Consider the following 25,628-nt stretch of genomic DNA (forward strand, 5'->3'; position numbering starts at 1 on the left):
CCTAGACTTTCCTGTCAGAAAATAAATGCGAATCGCTTCCGTTATTTTTCACTGATTTTGGCAAGCAGTTCCTTCGCCGCAATTTCCAAGGCATTGCCGCCTTTTTCCGGTAAGCCCAGACCTGTATAGATTTCACCGAGGAAAATGTGCTGCTCCAAAAGCGCCGCGAACATCTGATCAATGATCTTCAAACATTCCAGCTGCTTCTGCATTGGACCGAACGGATTGGCAAAGAACGTTGTTGACAGTCCTTTTTCCTGAGTGGTACCCAAAGCAAACCGTTTGCCTTCGATAAAGGTGCGGACTGCTTCTTCCTTGCTGTCAAACGCCCGCAGACCACGCTGATCGGTATAATTGTTGGCATACAGAAACAGATCGACTTTCTGATCCGTAATGATCGTATCATACGGCGCCGCCGGGATGACCACGCGGGCATTGGCACTTTCCGGATTAAAGAAGATCGACCGATCCATATCCCGGTAAGCACTGCCCTTGTCCAGATCATCGAGGCGGACAAACGCGCCGATTTCCGTTCCCTGCGCGCGGATCTGTCCCTGGGCATCCAAGTGCAGCGAACCCATGTCGTCAAACACAATTTCCCGGCTGACAATCACATCTTCGCTCAAATTCGTCAGCGCCTCAATCGTTTCTGATTTGCCGGCTCCGGAATCCCCAATCATGATCACGCCTTTCTTCGTTCCATCCTGAAGCGTCAGGTTGATCATTGCCCCGTGCAGCGGCAGCCAGCCCTTTTCAATCATGGCCAGATTATGCAGTGTCAGAATCATCTTTTTCAAATAACCGAAGTATTCAATGACATCGGCATAAGAGACCTTGCCCACCCACATCGCATTAGCCTGATCATGATAAAAGACCGTATCATTTTGACCGTCAGGATTGCCGAACAATAAAAGCAGATCCGGCTTGGCCCCGATGCAGTCCTCATCCGAAGCCAATTCAAACAGATTCGCCAGCGCCACAGCCCCGGCAGTAAAATCACGATGAAAATACGTATAGCATAACAGCGATCCCACTTTCAGCGGAAAGCACATCCATTCTTCCTCACCCTTGACCCACTGCGCCATCGGATTGACGTCCACCTCCGTGAACATGCCTAAGCGCTTGTTGCTGCGGGGATGGATGATCAGCGGCGTGCGCATCATGATGGTATGCACAAACGGAATATCGCCTAATTCGCGATAGCCTTCCGGCATCGGCCATGGATAGTCCCGCAGCAGCAGACTGGCATTGGTGCCGGCCTGAAGCTGACGGTAAACACGGTTGCGGGAACCCTGTGTTTTCTGCTGAACCGTGCGGTAAAAATCCAGGATCATCTGATGGAATTGGGCATCGGCTTCCATAAAATTAGCCAGCTGCAGTCCTTCCTCATTGCGTGTATAAATAATCGAATACCGCTGCATATTCCGCCAGAAATGATAACAATCTTCAATCACTGCCAACATTTTCTGGCGTTCACGGAAATACGGATGGGCGATCTCTTCAACCTCCAGCACCTGCATCACCTTTAATAAACGGATTAAATCTTTTTTTACTTCTTCGATGGGAAGTCCGCGCCGCAGCCAATCGAACAGCTGCGGATCTGTATGGGAACAATAATTCAGATACAAATCAAGAAATAAGGAAAAGCTTTCGCTTGACAACAGCTCCTCCGCCGTCGTGTAGTACGCCTTGGTGTAATTAATCAACGCCATATTGCGTTTGAGATAAATCGCTTCTTTCATGCCGGGCCTCCTTCAACACCAGTCCATTATATCACTTTCAAAAAGAAATGAAAGATTTTCTTTAGATCTTTCATTTCTTTCATTGTTTTTGTTCTGTTTTCTTGTTTGATTGGGAGCTTGTTTATTTTTAAAGAATAAGACTGGTTTTTTTATTTAGCTTCAAGCAGCGAAATTGAATCCTGACCGTTGACTTCTCCGCGATGTTCTGAGTCTAGGTCAATCCGGATGCATAGCCGCTTCACTTTAGTCTATGCACAAGCCCTGTTCCCTGCGCGGCTTTTTTTATGATGATCGGCAGGAAAAGTTCCGCCTGAATTACCGGCGCTGCCGAACAACCTCAAAACTGATCGCCGCGACGGCACTGGTGCCGTTGAGCGCACTGCGGACCGGCCGGGCATACGGAATCACGATATTCTGATCGCTTTGTTTAAGAATATCGCGGCTCAGCCCGCGCAGTTCCCCGCCGATGGCCAAGACCAGCGGTTGATTGAAATCCGCGTCGTAATAATCAATCGCATCACTGCGCTGCGCGCAGTACAGGACGCAGCCGGCCCGACGGCATTGCCGGACAGCTTCGCCGATGTCCTCGCACAGACACCAGGGCAGCTGTTCGCTCGCTCCCGCACTGGATTTCACAATCGTTGCCTGCGCGTTCTGCCAATCCCGGCTGCCCATTAAAACTCCGCTGCAGCCGGCGGCATACAACGTCCGAAAAGCGTAACCGAGATTAAACGGATCTTCGATCCCTTCCAAGACTGCGACAAACGGCTTGGGATCCTTCAGACAGTCTTCCACCATTTGATATTGCCGTTCCCCTGCCAGCGCTAAAATTCCGCCATGCGTCCGTCCGGATGCCTGCTGATCAATCGCTTCACGCTCCCAGCGTTCAACCGGAATTTCGCGTTGGGCAGCCTGGCGCAGAATAAAAGCGGTGTCTTTATCTTTTTTCCGCTGATCAACGATGAGCTTAGCCACCGTCCGGCGGCCTGAGAGCATCACGGCTTTTACGCTTAACGCCCCTTCAAACCAGATCATTACTTACGCTCCTTTCGCCGAATCAGATCATAAGAATGGAAGACTGCCGGCGCATTGATCCAGCAGCGCTGCAGCGGTTTATTGGCCACGGCAACGAGTTCTCCTTCCTCATCCTCCATGGTTTCTAAAACAAATGGAGTATTCTTTAAATGCGGCCCAAATGCTTCCAGCGTTTCACCAATTTCAAAATGATTGCGCACCTCGATCAGCGCCTGTCCGCGCGCTGGGTCATAATCCAGAACCTGCGCTAAAAAATCATGCGTCACCCGTGACGGGGCATTGTCATACAAATGATCCTGCGGCCCCGGAATTCCAGCCAGAAAACCCGTGCAGGCAGGCCGATTCTCCGCCCGCATCAATTCCTGCTGCGCGGCCTGCACCGCTGCGCTTGGATCTTCATCCGGATGCGCTCTCAGCCAATCGATCAGCTGTCGATAGGCCCGCACGACAACGGCAATATAATAGGCGGATTTCATGCGGCCTTCAATTTTTAGGCTGGCGACACCAGCCTCCATCATATCCTTAACATATTCGGCAGCCATCAGATCTTTGGAGCCCATTGAAAACAACAGATCATCCGCGCTCAGTTTCGTCGAATCCTGATAGAGATGATAGCGCCACCGGCACGATTGCGCGCATCCGCCGCGGTTGGCATCGCGCAGGGTCATCGCGTTGCTCAGCGTACAGCGTCCAGAATAGTTCACACACATGCCGCCATGGATAAACGTTTCAATCGGTGCTTCACTGTGCGCACAGAGGGAACGAATCTGTTCCATTGTGCATTCCCGGGCCAGCACAACCCGATCCGCGCCCAGGTTTCGGTAAAACTGAACTGCCAGAGAATTGGTACTGGACATCTGCGTGCTGAGATGAACTTCCAGCTTCGGCGCCACGGTTTTCACACGCTTAACGATCGATGGCGAAGCGACAATCACGGCATGCACACCGATGCTTTCCAGCTGCCGCAGATAATCGTTAAGACCATCAAAATCTTCTTCATGCGGAATAATATTGACGGTCACATGGACATGGGCGCCATACTCACGAGCAAATTGAACGCCCTCCGCAATATCCGCAATTTCAAAATTGCTGGCACGGGACCGCAGCGAAAAACGCTTACCGCCTAAATAGACCGCGTCTGCGCCATACCGAACCGCCGTTTTTAAACGCGCCAAGTCTCCAGCCGGCGCCAACAGTTCAATCGCTCTATTCATGCGGCATCCTCCTTGGTTAAATTGGTCTTCATGGCATAATAACCTGATCCGTAATTCATTTGGGGCCAGCGTTCTGTCAGCTGCGCCTGCATTTCCATTGGATCGGCCCCTCCAAGAACAGCGGCATATGCCTGACGAGCTTCAATCAGCTGCTGATCACAGGAAAACAGACTGTCCAGCGCAAAATTGCCGATGCCGCTGGCTGCCAGCTGCCGGATCTGAGCGAAGGAACACAGCGTACTTTCCATATAAACAGCTGCCCCGGCCGCCTCTTCCAGAATCGGCATTTTGCCGCTGCGGGTGGCCTCAATCAGATAGAGTCCGCGCTGATGCGGCAGATCTTCAACGGTTTTATGAATCATCTGTAAATAGTTGGACACTAACGGACGGCGGGAATACGCCATAACCTGCCGGCCATGAATCTGCAGCTCCAGTCTGGAACCTTCCACTTTCTCAGCGATCTGCAGTATTTCTTCCAGCGTAATCTCAGCCGCCAGCACAACGCGGCCCACCCCCATGTCCAGCATCAGCTGAATATCCTGAGAATTGGTCGTCAGTGTATCCGGAGCATAGATCAGCCGATCCTGGATACCCAAGACTTTCGCCAGCATGAATACTGCCGGATCCATATAGACAATGCCATCCGGATTCCAACTTTGAATTTGCTTCAGCTTGGCTTCCATTTCCGGCAGCTCTTCTTCCATCCACAATCGATTGAAAACAATTTCCCACCGCAGCCCCAGGTTTTGGCAGGCAGCGGCAATCACCGCCGCTTCTTCACTTGAAAAAAGCCGGGCTGCGCGGACTGAATAGCCTTCAACCCCGATTCGGATCGTTGTTATTCCACTTTCTTTCAATGCCGGCAACGCCGCTGTCTGCTGCAGTGCCGCAATCCAATTGATTTGTTTCATTCGCATCCCCCTCTTCCATTGTTATTCGTTGGGCAGCTTGCGCTTTAATTATACGGTCGGAGGCTGAAAAGTCAATCGTTCCGCAGATTTCTGCATAGCTCTATGATGATTTAACGATTGACTGCCGTACATTCTTTTGATAGAATATCAAAGATTGATAAGGGAGTAGTCACCGCAGATCCATTCTGCGTTGCTAAGTCAACAGAATGACGGAGCTTTCCGTCTGGCTTAGAGGTAATTGACAAGACTTGTCTGGCGCTTACGGGAAAGTGCAGACAGGTCTTCTTTTTTTGTCATCATCGTTAATTTGAAGAAGAGGAGTTTGCATAATGAGTATTGAAGTCGCAGTTATTCTGTTTCTTGCCGGCGTCTTTCTGGTGGTCAAAGGCGGCGATCTGTTTGTCGAGGCCGCCAGCTGGATCGCAAAAGCTTCCGGTATCCCATCCTTTATCGTCGGCGCCACGATCGTCAGCCTGGCAACCACATTGCCGGAAATGATTGTGTCCGTTATCGCGGCGCTGCAGGGGAAAACGGAAATGGCCATTGGCAATGCCGTCGGTTCCGTCATTGCGAATACCGGTTTAATCTTAGCGGTTGCCATGGTTTTCATGACCATTGCCATTCAGCGCAAAGACTACATCAAGCATTGCGTCTTGTTGATTACCGCGGCCGCTGTTCTATTTCTGTTCAGTTTATCCGGCGCCCTGAGTTTCATCGGCAGTCTGATTCTGATCGGCATCTTTTTGATTTCAATGGTTTTGAATGTCCGCAACGCAATGCAGCAGCAGGAGGATACGGAAAGAATTCAAACAACGCGCAAAGAAATCATCCGACGCATTGTCATGTTTTTATTTGGTGCTTTAGGTATCGTTGCCGGATCCCAGCTGTTAGTCAACAGCGGCAGTGCGCTGGCGGCCTTCTTCGGGGTTCCGGAACGCATCGTCGCTGTCACCATGATTGCGATCGGCACTTCGCTGCCGGAACTGGTCACGACAGTGACCGCCATCATCAAAAAAGAATCCAGTCTGTCCATCGGCAATCTGATCGGCGCCAATATCCTCGATTTGACTCTAATCCTGCCGATCTGTTCGTTTGTATCCGGACAGGCACTGCCGGTTTCCGCACAAAGTCTGGCATTGGATATGCCGGCCTGTCTGTTGATTACTATCGTAGCGCTGCTTCCGTTATTGATGAAAGAAAAAGGTTCTAAAATCCAAGGCTTAAGCTTAATCTTGAGCTACTCTCTCTATCTGTTCTTTGTTTTATAAGTTTTATTTGACATTCTGCTTATTTCGGGGTATATTCTTCACAAACAGAGTAGGTTCCTGCGCGTTAAGTGCTTTCTGAACGGGGAGTTGTCAGAAGGACGAAAAGATTTCTTGCGGTGCAGGTTCCGCATCCCGCTGACCCGAAAAATGAAGGCATGGCCTTCTCTTTTACCTGTCAGAGGGAAAAGAGGAGGTTTTTTTATGGCTCAGTTTTCCAAAGCTCTCTTTTCTCATCCGTTTTCCCGTGCTTACTGGAAAGAAGCGTCGGCAGAAACCCGGCGCGTCCGAATTCTGGCTGTCGCCGCTCTGTGCATGGGATTAAAAATGGCCATCGCTTCGTTTCGGATTCCGGTAGCTGACAATCTCTATATTTATTTCACCTATCTGATCACGGCAGTACAATGTGCCGTAGCCGGTCCGGTGGTCGGCGTCCTGTGCGGCGGCATCGGCGATCTGATCGAATTTGCAATTCATCCTACCGGTCCCTTTTTCCCCGGCTACACTTTGTCCAGCATGGCCGGCGCCTTGATCTTCGCTTTATTTTTATACCGTACCAAAATTACAGTTTGGCGTCTGGCGCTCAGCCGGCTGCTGATCAACTTGTTTGTCAATGTCGGTTTGGGTTCCTTGTGGAGTTATATGTTGTATTCTAAAGGTTATTTGTATTACTTCGCCAAAAGCATCGTAAAAAATACGATTATGCTGCCAATTGAAGTCATCCTGCTTGTGCTGTTTTTCCGCATGTTGATTCCTTACTTGGAAGGAAAGAACTGGATTGCACCCCAAGGTGAGAAAAAACTGCCATGGTGGTAAACACACGCCTGACACTTCCTATCTAAAACACTCCTTTAGCGAGTGTTTTTAATTTCGCTTCGCTTTTTTGTTTCTGGACCCATCACGATGTAAGTGGATACCCTCCTTATTTTTCAAGCCGTTTTATTCAAGGGATATCTCATCAATGATCCTCGTAAAAACGGTGCGCAAAATTCTGCGCACCGATCCGTGATATCCTCCTAGTCCTACGTTGCTGGCTGACGTATCAGAAGGCATCCTTAACAATTTCTTTATTCTTCACTCTGATGGGCAAGAATCCATGTCAGCCAATTGGTAAATTCTACTGCCAGATGTTTTTGATGTGCCTTGACGAGAAACTTAGGACACAAGCCAGGAAATTCCATACATAAAAGACATTCCAGCCCCTCCGTGGTATCCCGAAACTGATGGCGTACACCGCCGATTTCCGTTTGATCATTCAGTCTGGCTATCCCTGCCGATTGAAATGGGTAACGAGGATCACGAGGTTCCATCAAGCCGGCTTCATCCCCAAACGTGATAAAGAACTGAGTAGGCAGCGGTGCATTTCCCGTTGTTTCAACGACTTCCAATGTCCCGTGCTTTGGTCTTAGAACGTAATGTTCAGGATAGACGGATAAATTAACTCGGCGATAATTCTGATCAGGCTCAATCATCAACGCCTCTAATCTTTTGCTGAAACGTTCGGCACTGATTCCCTGAGCTGTAATTCGCGTTTTAGCCATTCGCCGCCGCTTTCCTGAAAGTCCGCTGATCAGTTTCATGCCTAAACGGCTTAACCCTAGCTTTCCTTTCAGCAAAGCAAGCATATCCTCGGTACTCATCTGGATTTTTCGTGTCGTTAATTGTTGTGCGATTTCCTCCGCGGATCCCTTGGAATCCAATTTTAAGCGCAATGTTCGGCAAGCCTTTTTAACCCGCTTTGCTTTCCATTTTTCCAGTTCCTCCGGCAAAAAAGGGCTTCCTTCAATCTCAACTTTTATCGTCTGATTTTCCATAACAATTTTCCTCCTAAGCTTTAATCTATATCTTCAATGAAACAAATGACAAAGCACGGCTTCACAGCTTAATTTGGGATATAATCTGAAGTCATGCCTACAAATGAATAATCAAGAAGCTCAAGTCCATAACGGTCACAGAATTCAGAAATGATCTCTTCAAAATTTCCTTCGTAATCCTCTGCCTCAGGTGGATAATCATCTTCTGCCTGTACATACCGTTCAAAATCATCTGCTATACCTATTTTTATTTTTTGAGTATAGATTGTCAAAATACTCTCTGCGGTTATCCATGGATTCTCGTCCAGCTCCGCCTGGATTTCCGCTCTGATTTTTCGCTTATCGTCAACTCGAATATCGATCGTAATGCGGATCTCTGCATCAACATGTACGCAGTAAGAATACCAGCTGCGTTCCAGTTCCAGATCAAAATGCCATGATTTCTCACAGAATTCATCCAAACCCGCATCCTTTTTACAGTTCCATCGCTTCCGATTTTCCGCACTCAGAAAGGCTGCATAAATTGCGGAAATCTCCTCTGCAATTTTTTCAGTCAAGCCACATTCTTCCTGAATCAAAGCCGTTATCGCCGTTTTATTATACTCAAGAAGTTCTGCTTTTTCCATAATCTTCGCTAATAATGTAATGAGGATCATCCGCGCTGTTTTCGGCTCAATCCAATCTGTTTCAAGCATTTCTTGATAAACGGAATAGGCATCTCTGTTGAAATACAGAAGTCCTTTCTGATCAGCAATGACTTGCAAAAACTCGGCAATTCTCTCTTTGTTCTTCATCGTATTTTCTCCTTTTTCCATGTTACTGCTTGATTCTCAGTTCATTAATAAGACAAATTCCACGCCTGTCTTTAATTCGGATCCATGCTTGTGATGCCTTGAGTATAACAAAAGTGGTGTACAAAAATATGCACACCACGGCTTATAATTCACAGAATTATTTTTTGAATTCGCTTCCGTTAAACCAATCTGCTGCAAGTCTCCTTTTTTTGGAGTTTATACTTTCTCCGATTGTAATATACAGATCAAAAACAGACCAATTTGATAAATACAGTATCCCAGTCCGGTTCCCAAGCCATTCATCAAGACATCATCAATATCCACAACGCGGCAGCCATGCATAAACTGCAGAGATTCGATAAGGATAGAAAAAAGTAATCCAGCGGCTATCACCCGCTTTCCATTTCTAAAAGCAGGAAAAGCCAGCGGCATTAAAAATCCGGCAGGCGCAAACATCCAAAGATTGATTAACAGTCCTTTCATCACCAGCCGAACATAAAACAGAACAGCTCGGCCTGATTGAAAAATTTGAAACAGCTCTGCAATCCATAGAAAAGGAATTCCATTCACAATTCGCATCGCAATCGCATAGTTTTGGTTAAGCAAAGTGATCATAAAATAATGATTAACCAGATTCCCAACAACAAAATTGCCGCTTTTCTGATTTGACGATCCATAATACGCCTCCGATCCTTTACTTTTTTAGACTCGCAAGTGTAAACAAAAAGACAGCGCGTCATGATTCACTCCCGAAGCCACTGTCCATTCTTTTGCCCTTTTTCCTGATTGCCAGGAGGTTTATAACCCGCCTAACTGATCCACCGCGCCGCCATCGGTGACAATCTTTCCATACTGATCATATACACCCCAGACATCTTTTAGTTCGCTTTCTTCAATTTCATCAAAGAACTTCAGTTTGAAATTGTGGTATCCCTTCGTGTACTGCGTATACACCAGATCCGCACGCGGAGCACTGAGCTGAATGTGACTTTGACCTTCAAAGGTGGTCTTGGTTATCGTTACTCCCGCCAACAATCCTATTCGTTTATAGGTTCCATCCTGAGCGGAGATCAAATTGCCTAATGAATAAATACACAGCGTATCGTCGATCCACTCAATCGGCTGAACGACATGCGGATGACTGCCGATGATGATATCCACACCGGCATCCGCCAACAGCTGTGCAAGACGGCGCTGTTCTGATGTCGGTTCATGCGTATATTCCTCGCCCCAGTGCATCGCGACCATCAGGACATCCACTTCCCCACGGGCTTTGGCGATATCTTCCAGCAGCATCTCATCCGTATAGACGTTCACCAGATATTCTTTGCCTTTCGGCACGGCGATACCGTTGGTGCCATAGGTATAGGACAGCAGGGTATAGCTGATGCCGTTGATCTGGCGAACACGCAGTTCTTCCCGATCATCAAAGGAACTGTAGGAACCGGCTGTCAAGGCATTTTGGTTTGACCAATAATCCAGAGAATTCAGAATTGCCTGTTCCCCCCGATCCAAGGTATGATTATTCGCCAGTGATACCAGATTAAATCCCAGGTTCATCATCGTATCTCCAAATTCCTGCGGGGAATTGAAGCAGGGATACGTGGATAAACCCAATTCCGTTCCGCCTAAAATTGTTTCCTGATTATAATACTTTAAATCATAATGATCCACTACACGGTTCAGCGTACTCATCATTTCAGTAAAATCATAGCCGCCCTCAGCCGTCTTGGCATCGGTATACACAGCACCGTGCAGCAAAGCGTCCCCAGCCATCAATAATTCCGCTTTTTCCACCATCGGCGTCGGCTGCGGAGTACTTGTTGTCTGCGGCGTAGCCGCAATTTGAACTTCGCCATCTTTTGGTTTCTGCAGCGTAATTACGGCCAGCACCATCAATAAAGCCCCCAGCAAGATCAACAGGGCGATCACCGTGCGCATCAGATTTTTCATCGTTTGTTTCTGATTCATAACTTTTCTCCCATTCGCTGGTCTTATTATACCTTTTTTTCCGGATCAGCTCCCGTTTTTCACGGACAATTAAGATTTTTGTAAGGTTTTAACGCTTTAATTGCACGACATGAATCGGACAGACTTCCTGACAGCAGTAACAGCGAATACAGCGGCGGCGATCAATAACCGATTTCTGATTGACCAACGTAATCGCGTGAACCGGACAGTCCCGAAGGCATTCTCCACACCCCACACATCGCTTTAGATCCGGTTTGGGATAAGGGGCAAAAACATGGCGCAGTGCCTCAACAGGGGAAGGTATCAACTGAATCAGACCTTTAACCGTTTCCGGCAGTCTGAAATCATGACGCGATAAAGCTTCCCAGGATTCTTCCAGCGCGCACAGTTCCACATTTTGCGGATCCACGAGCCCCAACACACAGGCCGCATGATGAATCGGCATCTGATTCGGATCCAGACCAAACAACTTCAGCGCTCCATAATCGAGCGCAAAGGGATCCTGGGCTGCCAGTAAGCGTTGGCCGTCATATCGATCTCCGCCGCTGGGGCCGTTGCCCTGCATCCCTTCAATCGCATCCATAATGCACAACTGCGGCTTGACCATTGCCGCCAGCTGGCAGAGGAAGCGGCAGAAATGCGCACGCTTAGGAAACCGGGCATGCATTTCAGCTTTTACCAGGCCGGGAATGACCCCGAACATGTTCTTCACTGCACCGCTGGTCAGCGTATAACTGTGACTTTTAAACTTGCAGCAGTCAATGATCAGATCGGCATCCGCGACGCATTTTAAAATCGGCACGGCTTCACTCCCCATTTTCAGTTCACTTTCAACGTTGTCCAGCGATTCATTGAGCTGACAGTTCTCCTGTTCAGCCAACGCCTTCAGTCCGGTCTTCTGATAAACCAAACGCAGGGAATCCAGTGTGAACCGGCCAGCCGGACTGTCCGCCAGCATCACCTGTGCGCCATGCCGTTGCACATAACGAACTAACGCCCGCAGAACCTCGGGATGGGTCGTAGTGAATTCTTCCGGATTTTTAGCAGACAATAAATTTGGTTTGATCAGAACCTTCATCCCCGGCTTGATCAAAGCCGCGGCATCGATCGCCTCCATCAGTCGACTGAGCTGGCGTTCGACCTGATTTTCATCATAGCTCGCGCAGCGCACAGCTGCAACTTTTTCCTTTGCCTTCATCGCTTCCTCCTCAAGAAGAAAAGGGCTTAGAAGCCCTTGCTTTGATACGCAATTTCTCCGTCGACCAGCGTCATCACAACCCCAGCTGCCGGATCGAGCGTCGGCATTCCGTTAAACAAAGCGATATCCGCATCCTTGCCGATTTCCAGCGAGCCAATTCGCTGATCGCAGCCGATCGTCTTGGCCGGGTTGATTGTCAGCATCGCAATCGCCCGTTCAACATCAGCGCCATACCGGACAACTTCGCCTGCCTGTTCCACAATCAGCCAAGGATGGTATACCGGACCGTCAGTCATGATGGAGCACAGTACCCCGCGCTTGTCCATTTCCACAACGCTGTCAATATCGATCTTAATCGATTCGCCGAAGCCTTTAGCCACGGCAATCGGACCAAAGATCACCGGGCAGCCGCTTTCGACAATCGGTTCCATATAATCAGAAGCACCCCAGGCATGATCAAGGGTGAATTCGAAATCGAATTCCTTTGCCAGTTCAATAACGGTGATCATATCAAACTGCGTACAGTGCATCTTCACCGGCATTTCATGCCGCAGAACTTTGGCCCCATTCTCCATCGCCGGATCCCATTTCGGCATCTTTGCCGGATCGGCTTTGGCTTCTTCTTGTTTTTTCATGTATTCCTGAACATCACGGAAATACTGCCGCAGGATGCTGGCCACGCCCATCCGCGTCATCGGCATCTGATTGCGTTTGCCGTAAACACCCTTCGGATTGCCGCCCATCGCTGCTTTTAAAGCCACATGGCGGTTGATGCATCTGGACTCGATTGTCCCTTGCCCGGCGCTTTTCACCGCGCAGACGACACCGCCGATGACATTGCCGCTGCCCGGGGCAATCGCACTGCAGGTTACGCCTGCCGCCAGCGCCTCTTTAAACGACGGCGACCTCGGATCCAGTCCGTCAATCACTTCCACTTCCGCCGTCACATTCTTGACCATCTCATTGACGTCCTGGGCTCCCGTAGCAATCTCAAAACCGCCGATATGACTGTGCGCATCAACAATTCCCGGAATTGCCGTCAGTCCTTTAGCATCAATGACTTCTGCTTCCAAAGCCTCCAAGCCTTCGCCGATCGCGGTGATTTTCCCATCTTCCATCAGGATGTCGGCTTTTTCCAACGTTCCAAGCGCTCCCATTGTTATGATTTTTGCGCCTTTGATCAATCGTTTCATGCCGCTTTTTCCCCCTTTACAATTTCCCCGGAAATTATAACTGTTTCCGGCAAGGCCCGGAAGGTTTCCAACGGATTTCCCGACCAGATTACGACATCAGCATCTTTGCCTTCGGTCAGGGAACCAATCCGATCAGCCACGCCTAACAACTGAGCCGGAACACTTGTCAGCATTTTCAGTACATCTTCACTGGTGATTTCAGCCCCCAGCCGCCGGGCCTGCGCCAGCAAACCATGCGCATTCCACATCAGAATTTCCCGGCCGGGTGAAACCGCATCGCCAAACGCACTCAACGCCACCGGTTTGCCAGCTTTGATCAAATCAAACAGCGCCTTGTAGTCCACTGCGGCATGATACCGGTTAAATCCATCGGTCAGATCTCCAAGAATCAGGCCGCACGCTTTATCCTTCAGACTTTCATCGAGCTGATACATATTCGCCAAGATCAGCTGCACCGGTTCTTTTTCAAACAACGACAGCACGGCATCGGCTTCCGCTTTGGTATTGCAGTTCAGAATCAACGGCAGCCTGCCTTCCAAAACCGGCCGGAAAGCTTGAACCTTCAGATCTTTCTGATCTTCCGCTTTGTCCGAACGGCATTTTGCGATCAGTTCGCGCAAGGCTGAGAAAATTCCCATTTTGGTCATCGGCGCAATATTGCGCGGGCCATAGGTTTGTTTAACCTTTTCATCCACGGAGCCTTTTAATGCTGCCGGGGCTTTGACGCACATCGCTTCAGCCGTTTTGCCATAAGCCTTGAACACGGCCGTACTGCCGCCGAGAATGTTGTTGCTGCTCGGCGCGACGCCGGCAGCCGTAATTCCATAACCCCAAAGCTCCTGATACATCATGCTTTCCGGATCAAACGCATAATAAACATCCAGCTGCGGCGTCAGCGGATCGCTTGTTTCATCATTATCCCGCGCCTGTCCGCGGCCGGCAGCCGTTCCCCAGCCGCTCAACGGATCGATCCAGCCCGGCATGACACATTTTCCTTCGGCTTCTATCACCTGCGCCTGCGCCACTTCCAAATGCTGCCCGATGCGAACAATTTTTCCGTTATCGATCAAAATATCCGTTTTCGCCAATACTTGGCCCAAACCATCATGTACGTTTCCGTTTCGTATTAAGATCAAATCAATACCCCCATTCTTTTTCTGTCTGCTTCCATTATAATGATTTCCGAGGCACATTCCTAGTCTGCAGCGAAATTTTTAACAAAAAAGAAGATCTTCATCTCAGTTAGAAATGAAGATCTTCCTGTTTAACTTTAACGCATTGCACTCCGTTTTTGAAAGAAAACACCATAGGTCATTCCTGATACGATAGCGATATAACTGACGACCAGCTGCATTCCCACACTTTGAATCATATAGCTTAAATTGGTGGAAAAATACGGATCGATCAGGGCCTCATTGATCTGAGTAGCGGCTTTCATCGCCGCGTCGATCTGCGGAGCATAGACAAACACATTCAGTGCCGTGACGGCGAAGCTGCCTAATAAAACTAAAAGGAAGGTTTTCAGCACAATATGCAGAATCAGCTTTTTCGACTGAAAGAACAGCCGCACTCCGTTATTGAATGCCGGCAGGGCTTTCTGCCCTTGATCAATCATCGCAAACAACGTCAGATGATTGATGCAGTTAAGAAAGATAATGCTTAAAGTCAACACGGCCGGCAGCACAAGAATCACAGCCTGAATCCGTGACAACAGCTGTACGGCAAACACACCTGCAATCAAAATTCCAAGATACAAAGCAAACAAAGGCAATAAGCGTTTGAAAAACTTCCCAAAGTACCCGAAATCCCGATAGGAATAGGCGGTCTGATTCAGCGCCTTCCACATCACGACATCCAACCCAAATAAGAAAATTAGGTTCAGAATTAACGTCGCGCTGAATGGAATCAGGTTGTTCTGAAACTGCTGCGCCGCCAGTGAAATCAACGAACAGCCTAACGCCACGATGAAGCAATACTTCATCAACGGTATTCGATGCTGCTGAATCAATTCACGCGACGATACTAAAATTCCATTCATCTCCGTCGACTTCATGCCGTAATCGCAAGAAATTCCTTTTCCTGCAAGGCAACGACGCCTTCTTTCAAAAGACGAATCTTCCGGCTATTGGCGTTGACGACCAGAATCGGACAGACCATAGAAACGTTATTTCTTAGGAAAAATTCCAGATCCACGTCCACTAGCAGATCACCCTGAGCCACCCGCTGATTCTGCTCGGCATGAACCGTAAATCCCTCGCCTTTATAGTTTACGGTATCCAATCCCAGATGAATCAGATATTCATTGCGGTCATCGGCCTTGATCCCGATGGCATGACCCGTCGGAAAGACGGCCACGATCGTTCCGGATACCGGCGACAGCACTTTTCCATTCTGCATTTCAATCGCAAAGCCATCCCCCATCGATTTGCTTGCGAAAACTGGATCAGGTACGGCCTCCAGATTCATCAGCTTGCCTTCAAAAGGCGCTGCAAAATCCACCGGTTTGGGTCTGAACAGATGCTTAAACATCAACATCACTCCTCTAATATATATTTTTTGCCCATGCAGTAAGTGGCTTGAATTTCAAAGTTCGGATTCACGACCAGAATATCCGCATCTTTGCCAGCCTCCAGACTGCCCTTGCGGTCATCAACGCCGATATAGCGTGCCGGATTCTCCGCTGTGATCTTCATAATTTCATGCACTGACGGATGAACATTGGCAATTAGGTTCCGAATCGATTTGATATAGCTGAGTTCCAAACTGCGCACAGCTTTGTAATCATGCAAGTCAATATGTTCTTCACTTCCGTCGTCATTGCGCAAAATCAATTCATCGCCATTGGGAATAAATGTCTGCTTTCGGATATAATGATACTTTTCTTTTTTCGTTAGCGCAATCCCTCCGCAGTCGGTAGTCATAATGATTTTATCTTTGCTTTTTAACCGCCATGTCAGCGCAAAGACCTCAGGACGTACCGTCATGCCTGTTTGTTTGGCAAACTCGCAGTTCAGATCATCGAAATACAAGGCCGCCCCGGCAACTCCCGGTTCCCGATGATGCAGGCCGCGCATTCCGCTGAACATGTGCGTAACGCCGCCTAAACCGTATTCTTTTAAATCGCGGATACAGTCAAAGGTAGCGGCGCTGTGACCGATATTCATCTGAATCTGATTTTCATGACAGAACTGGATTAACGCTTTTGCCCCCGGCAACTCCGGCGCCAATGTCATCAGCCGGATGACATGCGGATGGGACTGAGCAGCCAAAAACTGATGCATGATCGCCATATCCGGATCGATGCAGCAATCCTCACGCTGCATTCCTTTGAATTCCTTATTGATAAACGGTCCTTCCAGATGGACACCCAGCAACGTAGCCCCATCTTCTTTTTGATGCTCAACTACCCAACTGGCATTCTTAACGCCGTCAATCAGATCGGCAATCGGCTCGGCCCCTGAGGTGGCCAAGAAGCTGGTCACCCCTTCGTAAGGCAGATTCTTCTTCATTTCTTGAATGGAATGGACCGACTTATCGTTATTGAAGCTTCCGGTTCCCCAGCCATGAATGTGCTGATCAATAAAACCGGGCAGAATCAGATTTTCACCCCAATCCTCAACAGGTGCACCCTCAGGAACTTCACTGCAGAAACCTTTGATTTTCTCACCCTGAATTTCCAAATACCCGCTGCGGCAGATCTGATTCGGAAAATAGATTTTTGTTGATTTTAAATACATGGTTCATCCCTCTTTTCCAGTGTCCAGTAAGCTTGATTAACCGCCATCAAATCATCCAAAACCGCCTTCGCCTTGTCAAAATCGTTGACTGTTCGATTCAGCGCCAGCGCCTGAAGCGCTTTGGTGTAATCTTTTTCCATCCAAGCCTCGCAGGTCAACTCTTCATAGGCATATTGATTTTCCATCAACCCCTTATAAAACGGCTTTATCTTTCCATATGGAATGCCTCGAACACCTTCTTTCCCCAGCGTCCCCGCAACTTCCACCACAGCTTCTGCCGGGAAATTATCAATCAAACCTGTATTGCGAGTCATCACGATAAATTCTGCATTCAGATCATAAGCGATGGATTCTGCGACTTCCACCATCATTGAACCAAAGACCGGCGAACTTAACACCTGGATATTTCCCAATTCAGTTTTCCCTTTTGCCTGGACACAGACATCCCACACTTCTTTTTCACGCGTCAGAACAGTTTCGTCGGCGCGGGTGAAATGAGGATCACTTTCCTTCACGATCTCATCGGCATAAAAGTAATACTGCAGATAAGTCGTCGGAATGTATTCTGATATACAGTTCATCATTTTATTGACGCGCAAATAGGTATCCAGCCAGGATTGTGTCCGCTGCTCAGCGTTGTATGGTTTAAAATCATGATTTTTCAGATAATCCCGAAGAGCGCCAAAATAATCATGTCCATCTGTATCATAGAGTTCCGTGAACCATCCGAAATGATTCAAGCCAAAATATCGGGCGCGCAGCTTCTTGACATTGACGTTCAGGATTTTTGCGAAACTGACCATCATTGAATAGGGCTGATCACACATATTGATCAGACGATGATCGTCGGGATAAAGACGATCCAGAGCCAGACCCACAATCGCCGCCGGATTGGTATAATTGAGAATCCAGGTATCTTTGGAGTATTTACGGACACAATCTACCATTTCTTTCATCCCGCCGATCGATCGCATTCCATATGCAAATCCGCCCGGACCGCAGGTTTCCTGACCGACAAGTCCATGCTTCAGCGGAATTTTTTCATCATAGGAGCGCATTTTGTTCTGCCCTACCCGCATCTGACAAAAAACGAAATCGCAGGCACAGTAGGCTTCATCCATATCATCCGTGACTACCACCTCGGTTTCCGGACTGAAGGTGTGCAGCAGCAGCCGGCAATAATCTTCAATCTTGGCAAAACGCTTCATATCCTTATCAAAGAATATCACTTTTTTGACCGGGAATCGTTCTTTCATCTGCATTAACGTACCGATCAGTGCCGGTGTCCGGCAGCTGCCGGCACCGGAGATCGTGATCGTCTGCGGCGCTCTCATCATGAATGCCGCCCCAATTCATCATCCACAGCATTGCGGACAAATTCGACTAACGGTCCAAAAACAATGTGGATATGTTTGGTTGTCGGGAAGAAGATTCCGGCGCAGCCTGATTTTTTCAACAGATCTTTATCGATCTTTTTGTTATCAGTGATATCAATGCGTAAACGGGTAATGCAGTTGTCCACTGTACCGATGTTGGAAGGACCTCCTAAAGCCTCAACCACAATTTTAGCAATTTCATCATAGCGCTTTTCTCGAATCAGGACATTGTCTGCCGACGGTTCATCTTCACGTCCCGGTGTTTTTACGTCAAACTTGACAATCCACCATTTAAACAGGAAATAGTAGATTACGAAGCTGATCACGCCGACAATGACAATGTTGATCCAGTGTGAATTCTTATACATCACCCCAAAAATAATGAAGTCAAAGACTGTCCCTCGGATATAACCAACCGCCGTCCCCATGAAGTACAAAGCCAGCGAACCCAGAGTTCCGATTAATGCGTACAGCACATAGAGCGCAGGGGCGATGAACAGGAAGGTAAATTCCAACGGCTCGGTCACATTGCCTAACGCCGCTGTGAGCACGGAAGTCAGGATCAGCGATTTGGCAATCGCTTTGTTTTCCGGATAAGCGGTTTTATACATCGCCAATCCGATAGCCGGGAAAACAAACATTGTACGAACCATCTGATTCTGAGCTCCGAAACGGGTCAATTCCGGCATCAGTGCCCAGTACTCGCTGTCAGGACCGAGATTAAACAAGATCTCATTCATGGCATCCAGATAACCGATGTACGTCTGACCGTTAATCACATACGTTCCACCCGCCTCCGTAAAGCGCAGCATCGCATTCCAGACATGATGCAATCCGAATGGAATCATCATGCGGTTGACAAAACCAGATAAGACCGGACCGAGAATCTTATGCAATAACAAGCCCGACAAGCTGCTGCAGAAAGCGATGAAGTACTGCCAGAAAAACGGCAGAATCAAACCGATCACCACCGTGACGCCCATCGAGATCAACGGTACTGATTTCTTGCCTGAGAAGAAAGCGAAGGCAATCGGCAGTTCCAAATTATAGAACTTATCAGAAGCCCAAGCTGCAACCAGACCGGCAATAATGCCCCCCAGTACGTTGACATTCAGCGTCTGCATACCCAGAACCATGGCCTGACCGCCTACGGCAATGTTGCCCTCCGTGATCAGCTGACCGGTTGCCGATAACCAAATCTTCATCGTGATCAGCAGAATCAGATAGGCCATGACCGAAGAGAAGACCGCGATTCCCTTATCGCGCCTGGCCATGCCGTAGGCAACTCCCATTGCAAACATGATTGGGATATTGCCAAAGATCAAATCGGAAATCTGACGGATGCTGGTAAAGATCAGCTTGACGGTTGGATTGCCCAAAAAGGGCAGCAGATCAATCATGTACGACTGGGTAAAAGCGCCGGACAGGCCCAGCAGCAATCCGACAGGCGCCATAACACCAATTGGCAGCAGCAATGATCGACCGAAGCGTTGAATCTGCTCACTATACTTTTTCATAGCAGTTCCTCCTGCCTAATAAATTACAGAAATCTGAAAGCGATTTCAATCAATCTTCCGGTTATTTCCGACAGTCTTTTTTACTCTGGTCATCAAAAGTGACCAGCGTCACGAATCAAGCAAAAAGCTTAGAATTCTGACTAAAACAGCTAAATTAAAACACGGAAAATCTCCGTGCTTTGTTCATAACTCGTTCAGTTAGAAATCTAAAATCCCGGCTTATTCTGTTTCAGCAATTCGACCTGAACATAATGCACTAACAAATCTGTCACAGCGAACATACCGATCCGTGTGATAATATCATCCACTTTGGTATCCATGGAACTGGCAGAACAATACAAAGCTAAATCGCTGTATTGAACTAACGGACTGTTGGAAAAGGCCGTTAATGTAATCAGTGAATTCCCATACGCTTTAACAATCTTAGCTGTTTCTACGATGATCGGCGTTTTTCCTGACAAAGAAATCGCAATCAGGACTTCCTCATGCGTCATCTGTCGGGCAATGATATTCAGCAAATTATAATCCGGGATGTTAATACATTTAACATTCAGCGTTAAAAGCAGATGTTCCAGATAATACCCTACCGGTTTGCTTGTGCCGCGGGATATGATATAGACACATTGTGAATTAACGATCGATCTGGCAGCTTTCTGAAGGATTTCCGGTCGGTTCAGCTGAATGGTTTTACTTACGTTACCCGTAATCTCCGCTTCCACGGTTTCCGCTGAAGCCGGCATTGGTGCTACTTTCGCTCGATTTTTCAAGAAAAAGCGCAGATCATTGTATCCCTCAAAACCAAGCTTCTGCGACATATTGATCACGACGGTCTTGGACACTCCACATTGATCTGCCAGCTTCTGACAAGTCATTTTTTGAATCGTTTCCTGATGATCCAAAATGTAATGTAGCAAGCTTCGTTCGCTCCCTGTTAACAGATCATAATTATTAAGCCAAAAATCCATGCAGATTCCCCCTTAACATTGGAATGGAATCATTATACCATGAGATAATCTTCGATAAATAGTCGGAAATGATTACAACTCCAATTTATATTAGGTTTTCTCACAAACTAAACTGTTGATTTTTTCTCCTTCCGTCTTTTTTCAATCATTCCTGCGCAGCGTGTGATAAAATAGACGATAGATGGGAGAGAAAGCATGAAAAAAGTACAGATTCAAGATTTTATGGATTATCGCTATCTGGGCAGCCTGCAGGTCAGCCCGGATCAGCAGCACGCAGTATTTACCGTTATCACCGCAGATCGGGAAGAGGATAAATATCCCGGCAACTTGTGGCTTCTGGATCTGCAAACAAAACGGACCCGTCAGCTGACGTCCGGCAACGAAGAAAAAAAAGCGATTTGGTGGAACAACGATACGCTTGTTTTCACCGGCTGCCGTGATCCGAAATTAAAGGAGAAAACCGCGGAAGGCGAAAGCATGACGGTTTTTTACAAGCTGAACATTCATGGCGGCGAAGCTACAGAATGGTTCCGGTTGGCCATGCCGGTCGGCAGTTTCCAGAAGGTCAATGACAATCAGCTGATTCTGTCTGTTGCTTACCGGGCGGACGGAATGAATGATTTTGAATGCAAGAACGATGATGAAAAAAAGAAATGGAAGGAAGAACGCGATTCTCACAAAGACTATGAATGGTTTGATGAAATCCCATTCTGGGCAAATGGACAGGGCATCACCAATATGAAGCGGTCGCGCCTGTATTTGTTGGATCTGGACAGTCAGAAGACCACCCCGATCTCCGAGCCGTCAGCCAACGCCTCCATTTCGCACATTCAGGACAACAAGCTACTTTATATCAGCAATCCGATGAATTCAGTCCGTGAGATTCCAAGCTCGCTGCACCAGTTTGACTGCACGACAAAACAAGATCTGACACTGATTCCGGACCATGAGGTCAATGTCAGCTGGGCCTTCTATATCAAGCATAAGATCATTGCCGCAATCTCCGATTTTAAGGAATACGGCTATCATCAGCATGCCACTTTGTTTGTTGTGGAAGAAGATCAGCAGCGCACCCGGCTGGTTCATTATGACAATTCCTACGGAGCTTCACTGGGCTCTGACTGTATCCAGCAGTTTGGCACCGCGGTAAAAGCCTATCATGATAAAATCTATTTCAGCTGTACGGATGAAAACGACGGCTGCATGAAATGCTTTGATGAAAACGGTCAGCTGCAGCGGTTGTCCGGCTATCACGGTGGGATTGAAGACTTTGAAGTCACCGATGAAGGCATCATTTTCATTGGTCTGCGTGATCAGAAGCTGCAGGAAATCTATTTCCTTAAAGATGAATCAGAGACGCAGCTGACCCATTTCAATAGTGATTATCATGCCAACACTGCCGTCTCCCCGATTGAAAAAATTGAATTCTACAATGACGGCATCCGGCATGAGGGCTTTGTGATTAAACCGGCAGACTTCGATGTGAATAAGAAATATCCGGGGATTCTGGAAATTCACGGTGGGCCGAAAGGTACCTTCGGTCCTGTAATTAATCATGAAATGCAGGTCTTTGCGGCTAACGGTTACTTTGTCTTCTACTGCAACCCCCGCGGCTCCGATTCCCGCGGCAATGCCTTTGCGGATATCCGCGGCCGTTTCGGCAAAGAGGATTACAGTGATCTGATGACCTTTACGGATGCGGTATTGGCAAAATATCCGCAGCTGGATGGAGAACGCTTAGGGGTTACCGGAAGCAGCTACGGCGGTTACATGAGCAACTGGATCATTACCCAAACCGACCGGTTTAAGGCCGCAATCCCGGAAGCTTCAATCTCCAACTATGTCACCAAATTCTTATGTACGGATATCGGCTTCACTTACAACATGGACAACCAGGCTGCAACGCCATGGTCAGATGTCAGCTTAGTTTGGGAACAATCCCCACTGAAATATGCGGATCGAGTGAAGACACCGACAATGTTCATTCATTCCGATCAGGATTACCGCTGCTGGATCGCCGAACCGATTCAAATGTTCTATGCCCTGAAACTGCATGGTGTGGAAACCCGCTTCATGTTGTTCCATGGCGAACATCATGGACTGCCGATCTTTGGCAAGCCAACCCATCGCATTCAGCGTTTAACAGCGATGGTGGAATGGTTCGACAAACATTGTAAATAAATTGGGAAAGGGGCTGTTCGAAAAAAGCCCCTTTTATCATTTCACCGCAATTGTCGGTTTCTTTTTCACTTCCATTCACGTTATAATACATCTATAAGGAGAGTGAACATGATGAAACAATCCCCGATGGAAACGGTCTATCAATCGATGATGATCGGTCTGATGTCTGTGGTCGCGGCTTCAGCTGTCGTTTTTCCAACTATTTTTCTGGTTCAGTTTCATAAGTACCGCAAAGAAAGTGCTCAAAAGAAAATCAAGTTGTCCATCCAGACTGAAAATGAATCCGAATGATCGGATTCATTTTTTAGTCTTTATCTTGAGAAACAGTCTGCGCTTCAAATTCAGCCCGCGTTAACGAATAACACAAACAGTCCTTCACTTCACCGTTAAACAGCCGAATTTTTTGCCGCATTGTCCCTTCATACTGAAAACCATTCTTTTCAATGACGCGTCGGGAGCCAGGATTATCCGTAAAATGATCCATGGCAATCAGTTCCGTTCCGGGATCCGCAAAGAGATATTGAATCATCCTGTTTACAGCTTCACTCATATAACCATGATTCCAATATTCCTCATTCAGCGCGCAGCCGATGGATTTTGCAGCTAAATTTCTTCGTGATGAATCCACACCGGCGCTGATCATTCCAATGACTTTGTCATTTTGCCTTAAAACGACAGCAAACACATCAGGCGCCGTGATCATCCGGCTCAAAATCAATCGGCTTTCCTCACGGCTTTGATGCGGCCGCCAACCTGCCCTCGGTCCGACATGCGGGTTCTTTGCCAGCGTGTACATATCCTCCAAATCGGTCATTTGCCAGGGACGAAGAATTAATCTTGGTGTTTCTAGGAGCATACGATCCCTTCTTTCAAAAGAAAGCCGTCAAATCGACGGCTTAACTTAACAATAACTTATTTGTAATTCGCGTAAGCAAATTCATTCGCTGCTGCAAGATCAGGAACATCTCGCGGCGTACCGTCTAAATTCGCAGCGACCGGCAGACAGTCACCGTTTTCAAACAGGAAGACCATAGGCATATCTTCGCTCATTATCCGCTGAACTTCACTGTAGGCCTTTGCCCGCTCAGCATCATCCGCAGTTTCTACGCCAGCCTGCAGCGCGGCATCCATCTCTGGGTTGTTATACAGGCCAACATTGGTACCACCAGTCGATGCCACACGTCCGGCAACACCAGAAACGTCTGGTCCCTGATAGCCGGCAAGCATCGTCATATCAAAGTTGGAATTGGTAATAACTTTATCCTGCCAAGCGGCCATTTCCATGATATTCAAGGTCACGTTGATGCCGATCTCTTTCAGATTTTCTTTAACAATCTGAGCAATATCCTTAAAGTTTCCGCTTTCGAAGATATCCATCGTCATATCAAAATAGAATCCATCATCCCGTAATGTATACCCAGCATCTTCAATCAAAGCTTTGGCGGCAGCCACATCACGTGCTGGCATTGTGTACTGCTTGTCCAGATACTTGCCTTCCCATAATGGAGAAATGAAGTATTCCGCCAAAGCTCCTGTGCCATTAGCAACGCGATCATAAATACCCTGACGGTCAACACCCATGGCGACAGCCTGACGCAGCCGAACATCTTTAAAGATACTCGTTTCCATATTGAAGGTAATATACGTTCTGTTGATTGACAGATAGTGGAAATGCTTATAATTCGGATCATTATCCAGTTCATGCTTATTCGCTGTCGGAACCACCATTCCTAAATAATCAACTTCACCATTCAGTAACGATTGATAAGCTGTAGTCGAATCCGGAATGACCTGGAAGATCAGCTTTTCAATAATCGGCTGGCCACCAAAATATTCTTCATTTTTTACTAATGTTGTTCCAACGCCAGCTTCATATTTTTCAAATTTATACGGACCGGTTCCAATTGGATTCCAGGCTGCTGGATTGGATACAAAATCACTGTACTGCGGATCATTCCAGATATGTTCCGGCATGATAAACGTTGCATACCAGCCTAATTTCGCCACAATCGCTACATCACGCTGACTCAAATTTAAGACAACGGTATTATCATCCGGACATTCAATCGAAGTCACTGAAGCCACTGAATCTGACTTAGTCCATTTCTGTTCCTTCATCGTGTCCAATGTCCACTTGACATCAGCCGAAGTAAACGGTTCACCGTCATGCCATTTCACTCCTTCATGTAAATGAAAGGTTAATGTCAGCCCATCTTCCGAGAATTCCCAGCTTTCAGCCAGATCCGGCAGAATCTGATCATTAGCATTTAGCTTTACCAATCGGCTGTAGATATTCTGATTTGCACTATAAGCATAATCATCCGACTTCATATCCGGATTGAAACTTTGCGGATCCCCTTGAACTGCATAAATCAAAACATCCTGCGCTGGTATATTGCCTTCTGTTCCTGGAGTACCGTCCCCTTTCGGCGTGTCTGTACCGCATCCCGCCAATGCCAAACAAGCCATCAAAAAGGCTGCCAACAACTTTGTCCATTTCTTCATATTTTCCTTCCCTCCTCATTTTTGCTTCATAAGAAAAATATAATTTGAGTTTACATGTTTGAAAGAATATCGTCAAGACATTTCACGCATTTTCTTTCATTTAATGTATAATTTTCATTGTTGATTATGAAATAACTTTCATTGAGACGCAATAGATAAAAAAAGTCTCGGCTTCTGAGCGAATCACTCGCTTCTTTCACCGAAACTTTA

Annotated in this window: 23 protein-coding genes and 1 riboswitch; of the genes, 4 read left to right on the forward strand and 19 right to left on the reverse strand. The window is 47.5% G+C overall.

What is annotated here, in order from left to right; genetic code table 11:
- Positions 1 to 41: 41 nt before the first annotated feature.
- From BN162_RS08105 to BN162_RS08120, 4 genes are all read right to left on the reverse strand, one after another.
- A complete protein-coding gene (locus tag BN162_RS08105) occupies positions 42 to 1,742 on the reverse strand; it encodes a phosphoenolpyruvate carboxykinase (ATP) (protein WP_020224581.1) in 1,701 nt (566 codons plus the stop codon).
- 315 nt (positions 1,743 to 2,057) lie between these two features.
- Entirely contained in the window at positions 2,058 to 2,777 is a 720-nt protein-coding gene (locus tag BN162_RS08110) for an RNA methyltransferase (protein ID WP_020224582.1), read from the reverse strand.
- Complete coding sequence (locus BN162_RS08115) at positions 2,777 to 3,991, reverse strand: peptidase U32 family protein (protein WP_020224583.1); 1,215 nt, start codon at positions 3,989 to 3,991, stop codon at positions 2,777 to 2,779. Before BN162_RS08115 ends, BN162_RS08110 begins: the two co-directional genes overlap by 1 nt.
- Positions 3,988 to 4,902 (reverse strand): peptidase U32 family protein, encoded by a 915-nt coding sequence (locus tag BN162_RS08120; RefSeq protein WP_020224584.1) that lies wholly within the window; start codon positions 4,900 to 4,902, stop codon positions 3,988 to 3,990. The genes BN162_RS08115 and BN162_RS08120 overlap by 4 nt, the downstream gene beginning before the upstream one ends.
- 329 nt (positions 4,903 to 5,231) lie before the next feature.
- Between BN162_RS08120 and BN162_RS08125 the strand changes: the two genes are divergently transcribed.
- Complete coding sequence (locus tag BN162_RS08125) at positions 5,232 to 6,170, forward strand: calcium/sodium antiporter (protein WP_020224585.1); 939 nt, start codon at positions 5,232 to 5,234, stop codon at positions 6,168 to 6,170.
- Positions 6,171 to 6,213: 43 nt separating this feature from the next.
- Positions 6,214 to 6,310, forward strand: a riboswitch (THF riboswitch).
- 61 nt (positions 6,311 to 6,371) lie between these two features.
- Complete coding sequence (locus BN162_RS08130; RefSeq protein WP_020224586.1) at positions 6,372 to 6,983, forward strand: folate family ECF transporter S component; 612 nt, start codon at positions 6,372 to 6,374, stop codon at positions 6,981 to 6,983.
- Between the two features lie 251 nt (positions 6,984 to 7,234).
- Here BN162_RS08130 and BN162_RS08135 read toward each other — a convergent pair whose 3' ends face one another.
- The 13 genes from BN162_RS08135 to BN162_RS08195 all read right to left on the reverse strand — a co-directional run bounded on the left by BN162_RS08135 (position 7,235) and on the right by BN162_RS08195 (position 20,732).
- On the reverse strand, positions 7,235 to 7,981 hold the full coding sequence (locus BN162_RS08135) for a hypothetical protein (RefSeq protein ID WP_020224587.1): 747 nt from the start codon (positions 7,979 to 7,981) through the stop codon (positions 7,235 to 7,237).
- A gap of 68 nt (positions 7,982 to 8,049) precedes the next feature.
- Positions 8,050 to 8,775, reverse strand: coding sequence for a hypothetical protein (locus BN162_RS08140; RefSeq protein WP_020224588.1), 726 nt, complete (start codon positions 8,773 to 8,775; stop codon positions 8,050 to 8,052).
- A gap of 216 nt (positions 8,776 to 8,991) precedes the next feature.
- Positions 8,992 to 9,390 (reverse strand): VanZ family protein, encoded by a 399-nt coding sequence (locus BN162_RS17855; protein WP_020224589.1) that lies wholly within the window; start codon positions 9,388 to 9,390, stop codon positions 8,992 to 8,994.
- A 183-nt stretch (positions 9,391 to 9,573) separates the two neighbouring features.
- Entirely contained in the window at positions 9,574 to 10,746 is a 1,173-nt protein-coding gene (locus tag BN162_RS08150) for a CapA family protein (RefSeq protein WP_020224590.1), read from the reverse strand.
- Between the two features lie 88 nt (positions 10,747 to 10,834).
- Complete coding sequence (locus BN162_RS08155; RefSeq protein WP_020224591.1) at positions 10,835 to 11,944, reverse strand: DUF362 domain-containing protein; 1,110 nt, start codon at positions 11,942 to 11,944, stop codon at positions 10,835 to 10,837.
- Positions 11,945 to 11,970: 26 nt separating this feature from the next.
- Positions 11,971 to 13,137: an amidohydrolase family protein gene (locus BN162_RS08160; protein ID WP_020224592.1), complete on the reverse strand. Its 1,167-nt coding sequence runs from the start codon at positions 13,135 to 13,137 to the stop codon at positions 11,971 to 11,973.
- A complete protein-coding gene (locus BN162_RS08165) occupies positions 13,134 to 14,273 on the reverse strand; it encodes an amidohydrolase family protein (protein ID WP_167540011.1) in 1,140 nt (379 codons plus the stop codon). Before BN162_RS08165 ends, BN162_RS08160 begins: the two co-directional genes overlap by 4 nt.
- Before the next feature lie 134 nt (positions 14,274 to 14,407).
- On the reverse strand, positions 14,408 to 15,175 hold the full coding sequence (locus BN162_RS08170; protein WP_020224594.1) for a hypothetical protein: 768 nt from the start codon (positions 15,173 to 15,175) through the stop codon (positions 14,408 to 14,410).
- An 11-nt stretch (positions 15,176 to 15,186) separates the two neighbouring features.
- Complete coding sequence (locus BN162_RS08175) at positions 15,187 to 15,666, reverse strand: PTS sugar transporter subunit IIA (RefSeq protein ID WP_020224595.1); 480 nt, start codon at positions 15,664 to 15,666, stop codon at positions 15,187 to 15,189.
- 5 nt (positions 15,667 to 15,671) lie between these two features.
- Positions 15,672 to 16,874 (reverse strand): N-acetylglucosamine-6-phosphate deacetylase, encoded by a 1,203-nt coding sequence (nagA, locus tag BN162_RS08180; RefSeq protein ID WP_020224596.1) that lies wholly within the window; start codon positions 16,872 to 16,874, stop codon positions 15,672 to 15,674.
- Positions 16,865 to 18,211, reverse strand: coding sequence for a family 4 glycosyl hydrolase (locus BN162_RS08185; RefSeq protein WP_040451729.1), 1,347 nt, complete (start codon positions 18,209 to 18,211; stop codon positions 16,865 to 16,867). The genes nagA and BN162_RS08185 overlap by 10 nt, the downstream gene beginning before the upstream one ends.
- On the reverse strand, positions 18,208 to 19,767 hold the full coding sequence (locus BN162_RS08190; RefSeq protein WP_020224598.1) for a PTS transporter subunit EIIC: 1,560 nt from the start codon (positions 19,765 to 19,767) through the stop codon (positions 18,208 to 18,210). The genes BN162_RS08185 and BN162_RS08190 overlap by 4 nt, the downstream gene beginning before the upstream one ends.
- Before the next feature lie 206 nt (positions 19,768 to 19,973).
- Complete coding sequence (locus BN162_RS08195; protein WP_020224599.1) at positions 19,974 to 20,732, reverse strand: MurR/RpiR family transcriptional regulator; 759 nt, start codon at positions 20,730 to 20,732, stop codon at positions 19,974 to 19,976.
- A 195-nt stretch (positions 20,733 to 20,927) separates the two neighbouring features.
- Here BN162_RS08195 and BN162_RS08200 point away from each other — a divergent pair, with 195 nt between their 5' ends.
- Both BN162_RS08200 and BN162_RS08205 read left to right on the forward strand, forming a co-directional pair.
- Positions 20,928 to 22,913 (forward strand): alpha/beta hydrolase family protein, encoded by a 1,986-nt coding sequence (locus tag BN162_RS08200; RefSeq protein ID WP_020224600.1) that lies wholly within the window; start codon positions 20,928 to 20,930, stop codon positions 22,911 to 22,913.
- A gap of 108 nt (positions 22,914 to 23,021) precedes the next feature.
- Entirely contained in the window at positions 23,022 to 23,204 is a 183-nt protein-coding gene (locus tag BN162_RS08205) for a hypothetical protein (protein WP_020224601.1), read from the forward strand.
- Between the two features lie 13 nt (positions 23,205 to 23,217).
- Here the strand turns inward: BN162_RS08205 and BN162_RS08210 are convergent, their stop codons facing one another.
- The gene (locus BN162_RS08210; protein WP_040451731.1) at positions 23,218 to 23,769 is read right to left on the reverse strand and encodes a GNAT family N-acetyltransferase; all 552 of its coding nucleotides are present in this window, start codon (positions 23,767 to 23,769) and stop codon (positions 23,218 to 23,220) included.
- A 56-nt stretch (positions 23,770 to 23,825) separates the two neighbouring features.
- Positions 23,826 to 25,418: an ABC transporter substrate-binding protein gene (locus tag BN162_RS08215; protein WP_020224603.1), complete on the reverse strand. Its 1,593-nt coding sequence runs from the start codon at positions 25,416 to 25,418 to the stop codon at positions 23,826 to 23,828.
- Positions 25,419 to 25,628: the final 210 nt, after the last annotated feature.

The sequence above is a fragment of the Holdemania massiliensis AP2 genome, from assembly GCF_000327285.1.
GTDB lineage: Bacteria > Bacillota_I > Bacilli_A > Erysipelotrichales > Erysipelotrichaceae > Holdemania > Holdemania massiliensis.

Excerpts from the sequence above, each read along its gene's own strand:
- BN162_RS08105 (WP_020224581.1), bottom strand. The coding sequence starts at position 1,742 with ATGAAAGAAGCGATTTATCTCAAACGCAATATGGCGTTGATTAATTAC.
- BN162_RS08110 (WP_020224582.1), bottom strand. The coding sequence starts at position 2,777 with ATGATCTGGTTTGAAGGGGCGTTAAGCGTAAAAGCCGTGATGCTCTCA.
- BN162_RS08115 (WP_020224583.1), bottom strand. The coding sequence starts at position 3,991 with ATGAATAGAGCGATTGAACTGTTGGCGCCGGCTGGAGACTTGGCGCGT.
- BN162_RS08120 (WP_020224584.1), bottom strand. The coding sequence starts at position 4,902 with ATGAAACAAATCAATTGGATTGCGGCACTGCAGCAGACAGCGGCGTTG.
- BN162_RS08125 (WP_020224585.1), top strand. The coding sequence starts at position 5,232 with ATGAGTATTGAAGTCGCAGTTATTCTGTTTCTTGCCGGCGTCTTTCTG.
- BN162_RS08130 (WP_020224586.1), top strand. The coding sequence starts at position 6,372 with ATGGCTCAGTTTTCCAAAGCTCTCTTTTCTCATCCGTTTTCCCGTGCT.
- BN162_RS08135 (WP_020224587.1), bottom strand. The coding sequence starts at position 7,981 with ATGGAAAATCAGACGATAAAAGTTGAGATTGAAGGAAGCCCTTTTTTG.
- BN162_RS08140 (WP_020224588.1), bottom strand. The coding sequence starts at position 8,775 with ATGAAGAACAAAGAGAGAATTGCCGAGTTTTTGCAAGTCATTGCTGAT.
- BN162_RS17855 (WP_020224589.1), bottom strand. The coding sequence starts at position 9,390 with ATGATCACTTTGCTTAACCAAAACTATGCGATTGCGATGCGAATTGTG.
- BN162_RS08150 (WP_020224590.1), bottom strand. The coding sequence starts at position 10,746 with ATGAATCAGAAACAAACGATGAAAAATCTGATGCGCACGGTGATCGCC.
- BN162_RS08155 (WP_020224591.1), bottom strand. The coding sequence starts at position 11,944 with ATGAAGGCAAAGGAAAAAGTTGCAGCTGTGCGCTGCGCGAGCTATGAT.
- BN162_RS08160 (WP_020224592.1), bottom strand. The coding sequence starts at position 13,137 with ATGAAACGATTGATCAAAGGCGCAAAAATCATAACAATGGGAGCGCTT.
- BN162_RS08170 (WP_020224594.1), bottom strand. The coding sequence starts at position 15,175 with ATGAATGGAATTTTAGTATCGTCGCGTGAATTGATTCAGCAGCATCGA.
- BN162_RS08175 (WP_020224595.1), bottom strand. The coding sequence starts at position 15,666 with ATGTTTAAGCATCTGTTCAGACCCAAACCGGTGGATTTTGCAGCGCCT.
- nagA (WP_020224596.1), bottom strand. The coding sequence starts at position 16,874 with ATGTATTTAAAATCAACAAAAATCTATTTTCCGAATCAGATCTGCCGC.
- BN162_RS08185 (WP_040451729.1), bottom strand. The coding sequence starts at position 18,211 with ATGATGAGAGCGCCGCAGACGATCACGATCTCCGGTGCCGGCAGCTGC.
- BN162_RS08190 (WP_020224598.1), bottom strand. The coding sequence starts at position 19,767 with ATGAAAAAGTATAGTGAGCAGATTCAACGCTTCGGTCGATCATTGCTG.
- BN162_RS08195 (WP_020224599.1), bottom strand. The coding sequence starts at position 20,732 with ATGGATTTTTGGCTTAATAATTATGATCTGTTAACAGGGAGCGAACGA.
- BN162_RS08200 (WP_020224600.1), top strand. The coding sequence starts at position 20,928 with ATGAAAAAAGTACAGATTCAAGATTTTATGGATTATCGCTATCTGGGC.
- BN162_RS08205 (WP_020224601.1), top strand. The coding sequence starts at position 23,022 with ATGATGAAACAATCCCCGATGGAAACGGTCTATCAATCGATGATGATC.
- BN162_RS08210 (WP_040451731.1), bottom strand. The coding sequence starts at position 23,769 with ATGCTCCTAGAAACACCAAGATTAATTCTTCGTCCCTGGCAAATGACC.
- BN162_RS08215 (WP_020224603.1), bottom strand. The coding sequence starts at position 25,418 with ATGAAGAAATGGACAAAGTTGTTGGCAGCCTTTTTGATGGCTTGTTTG.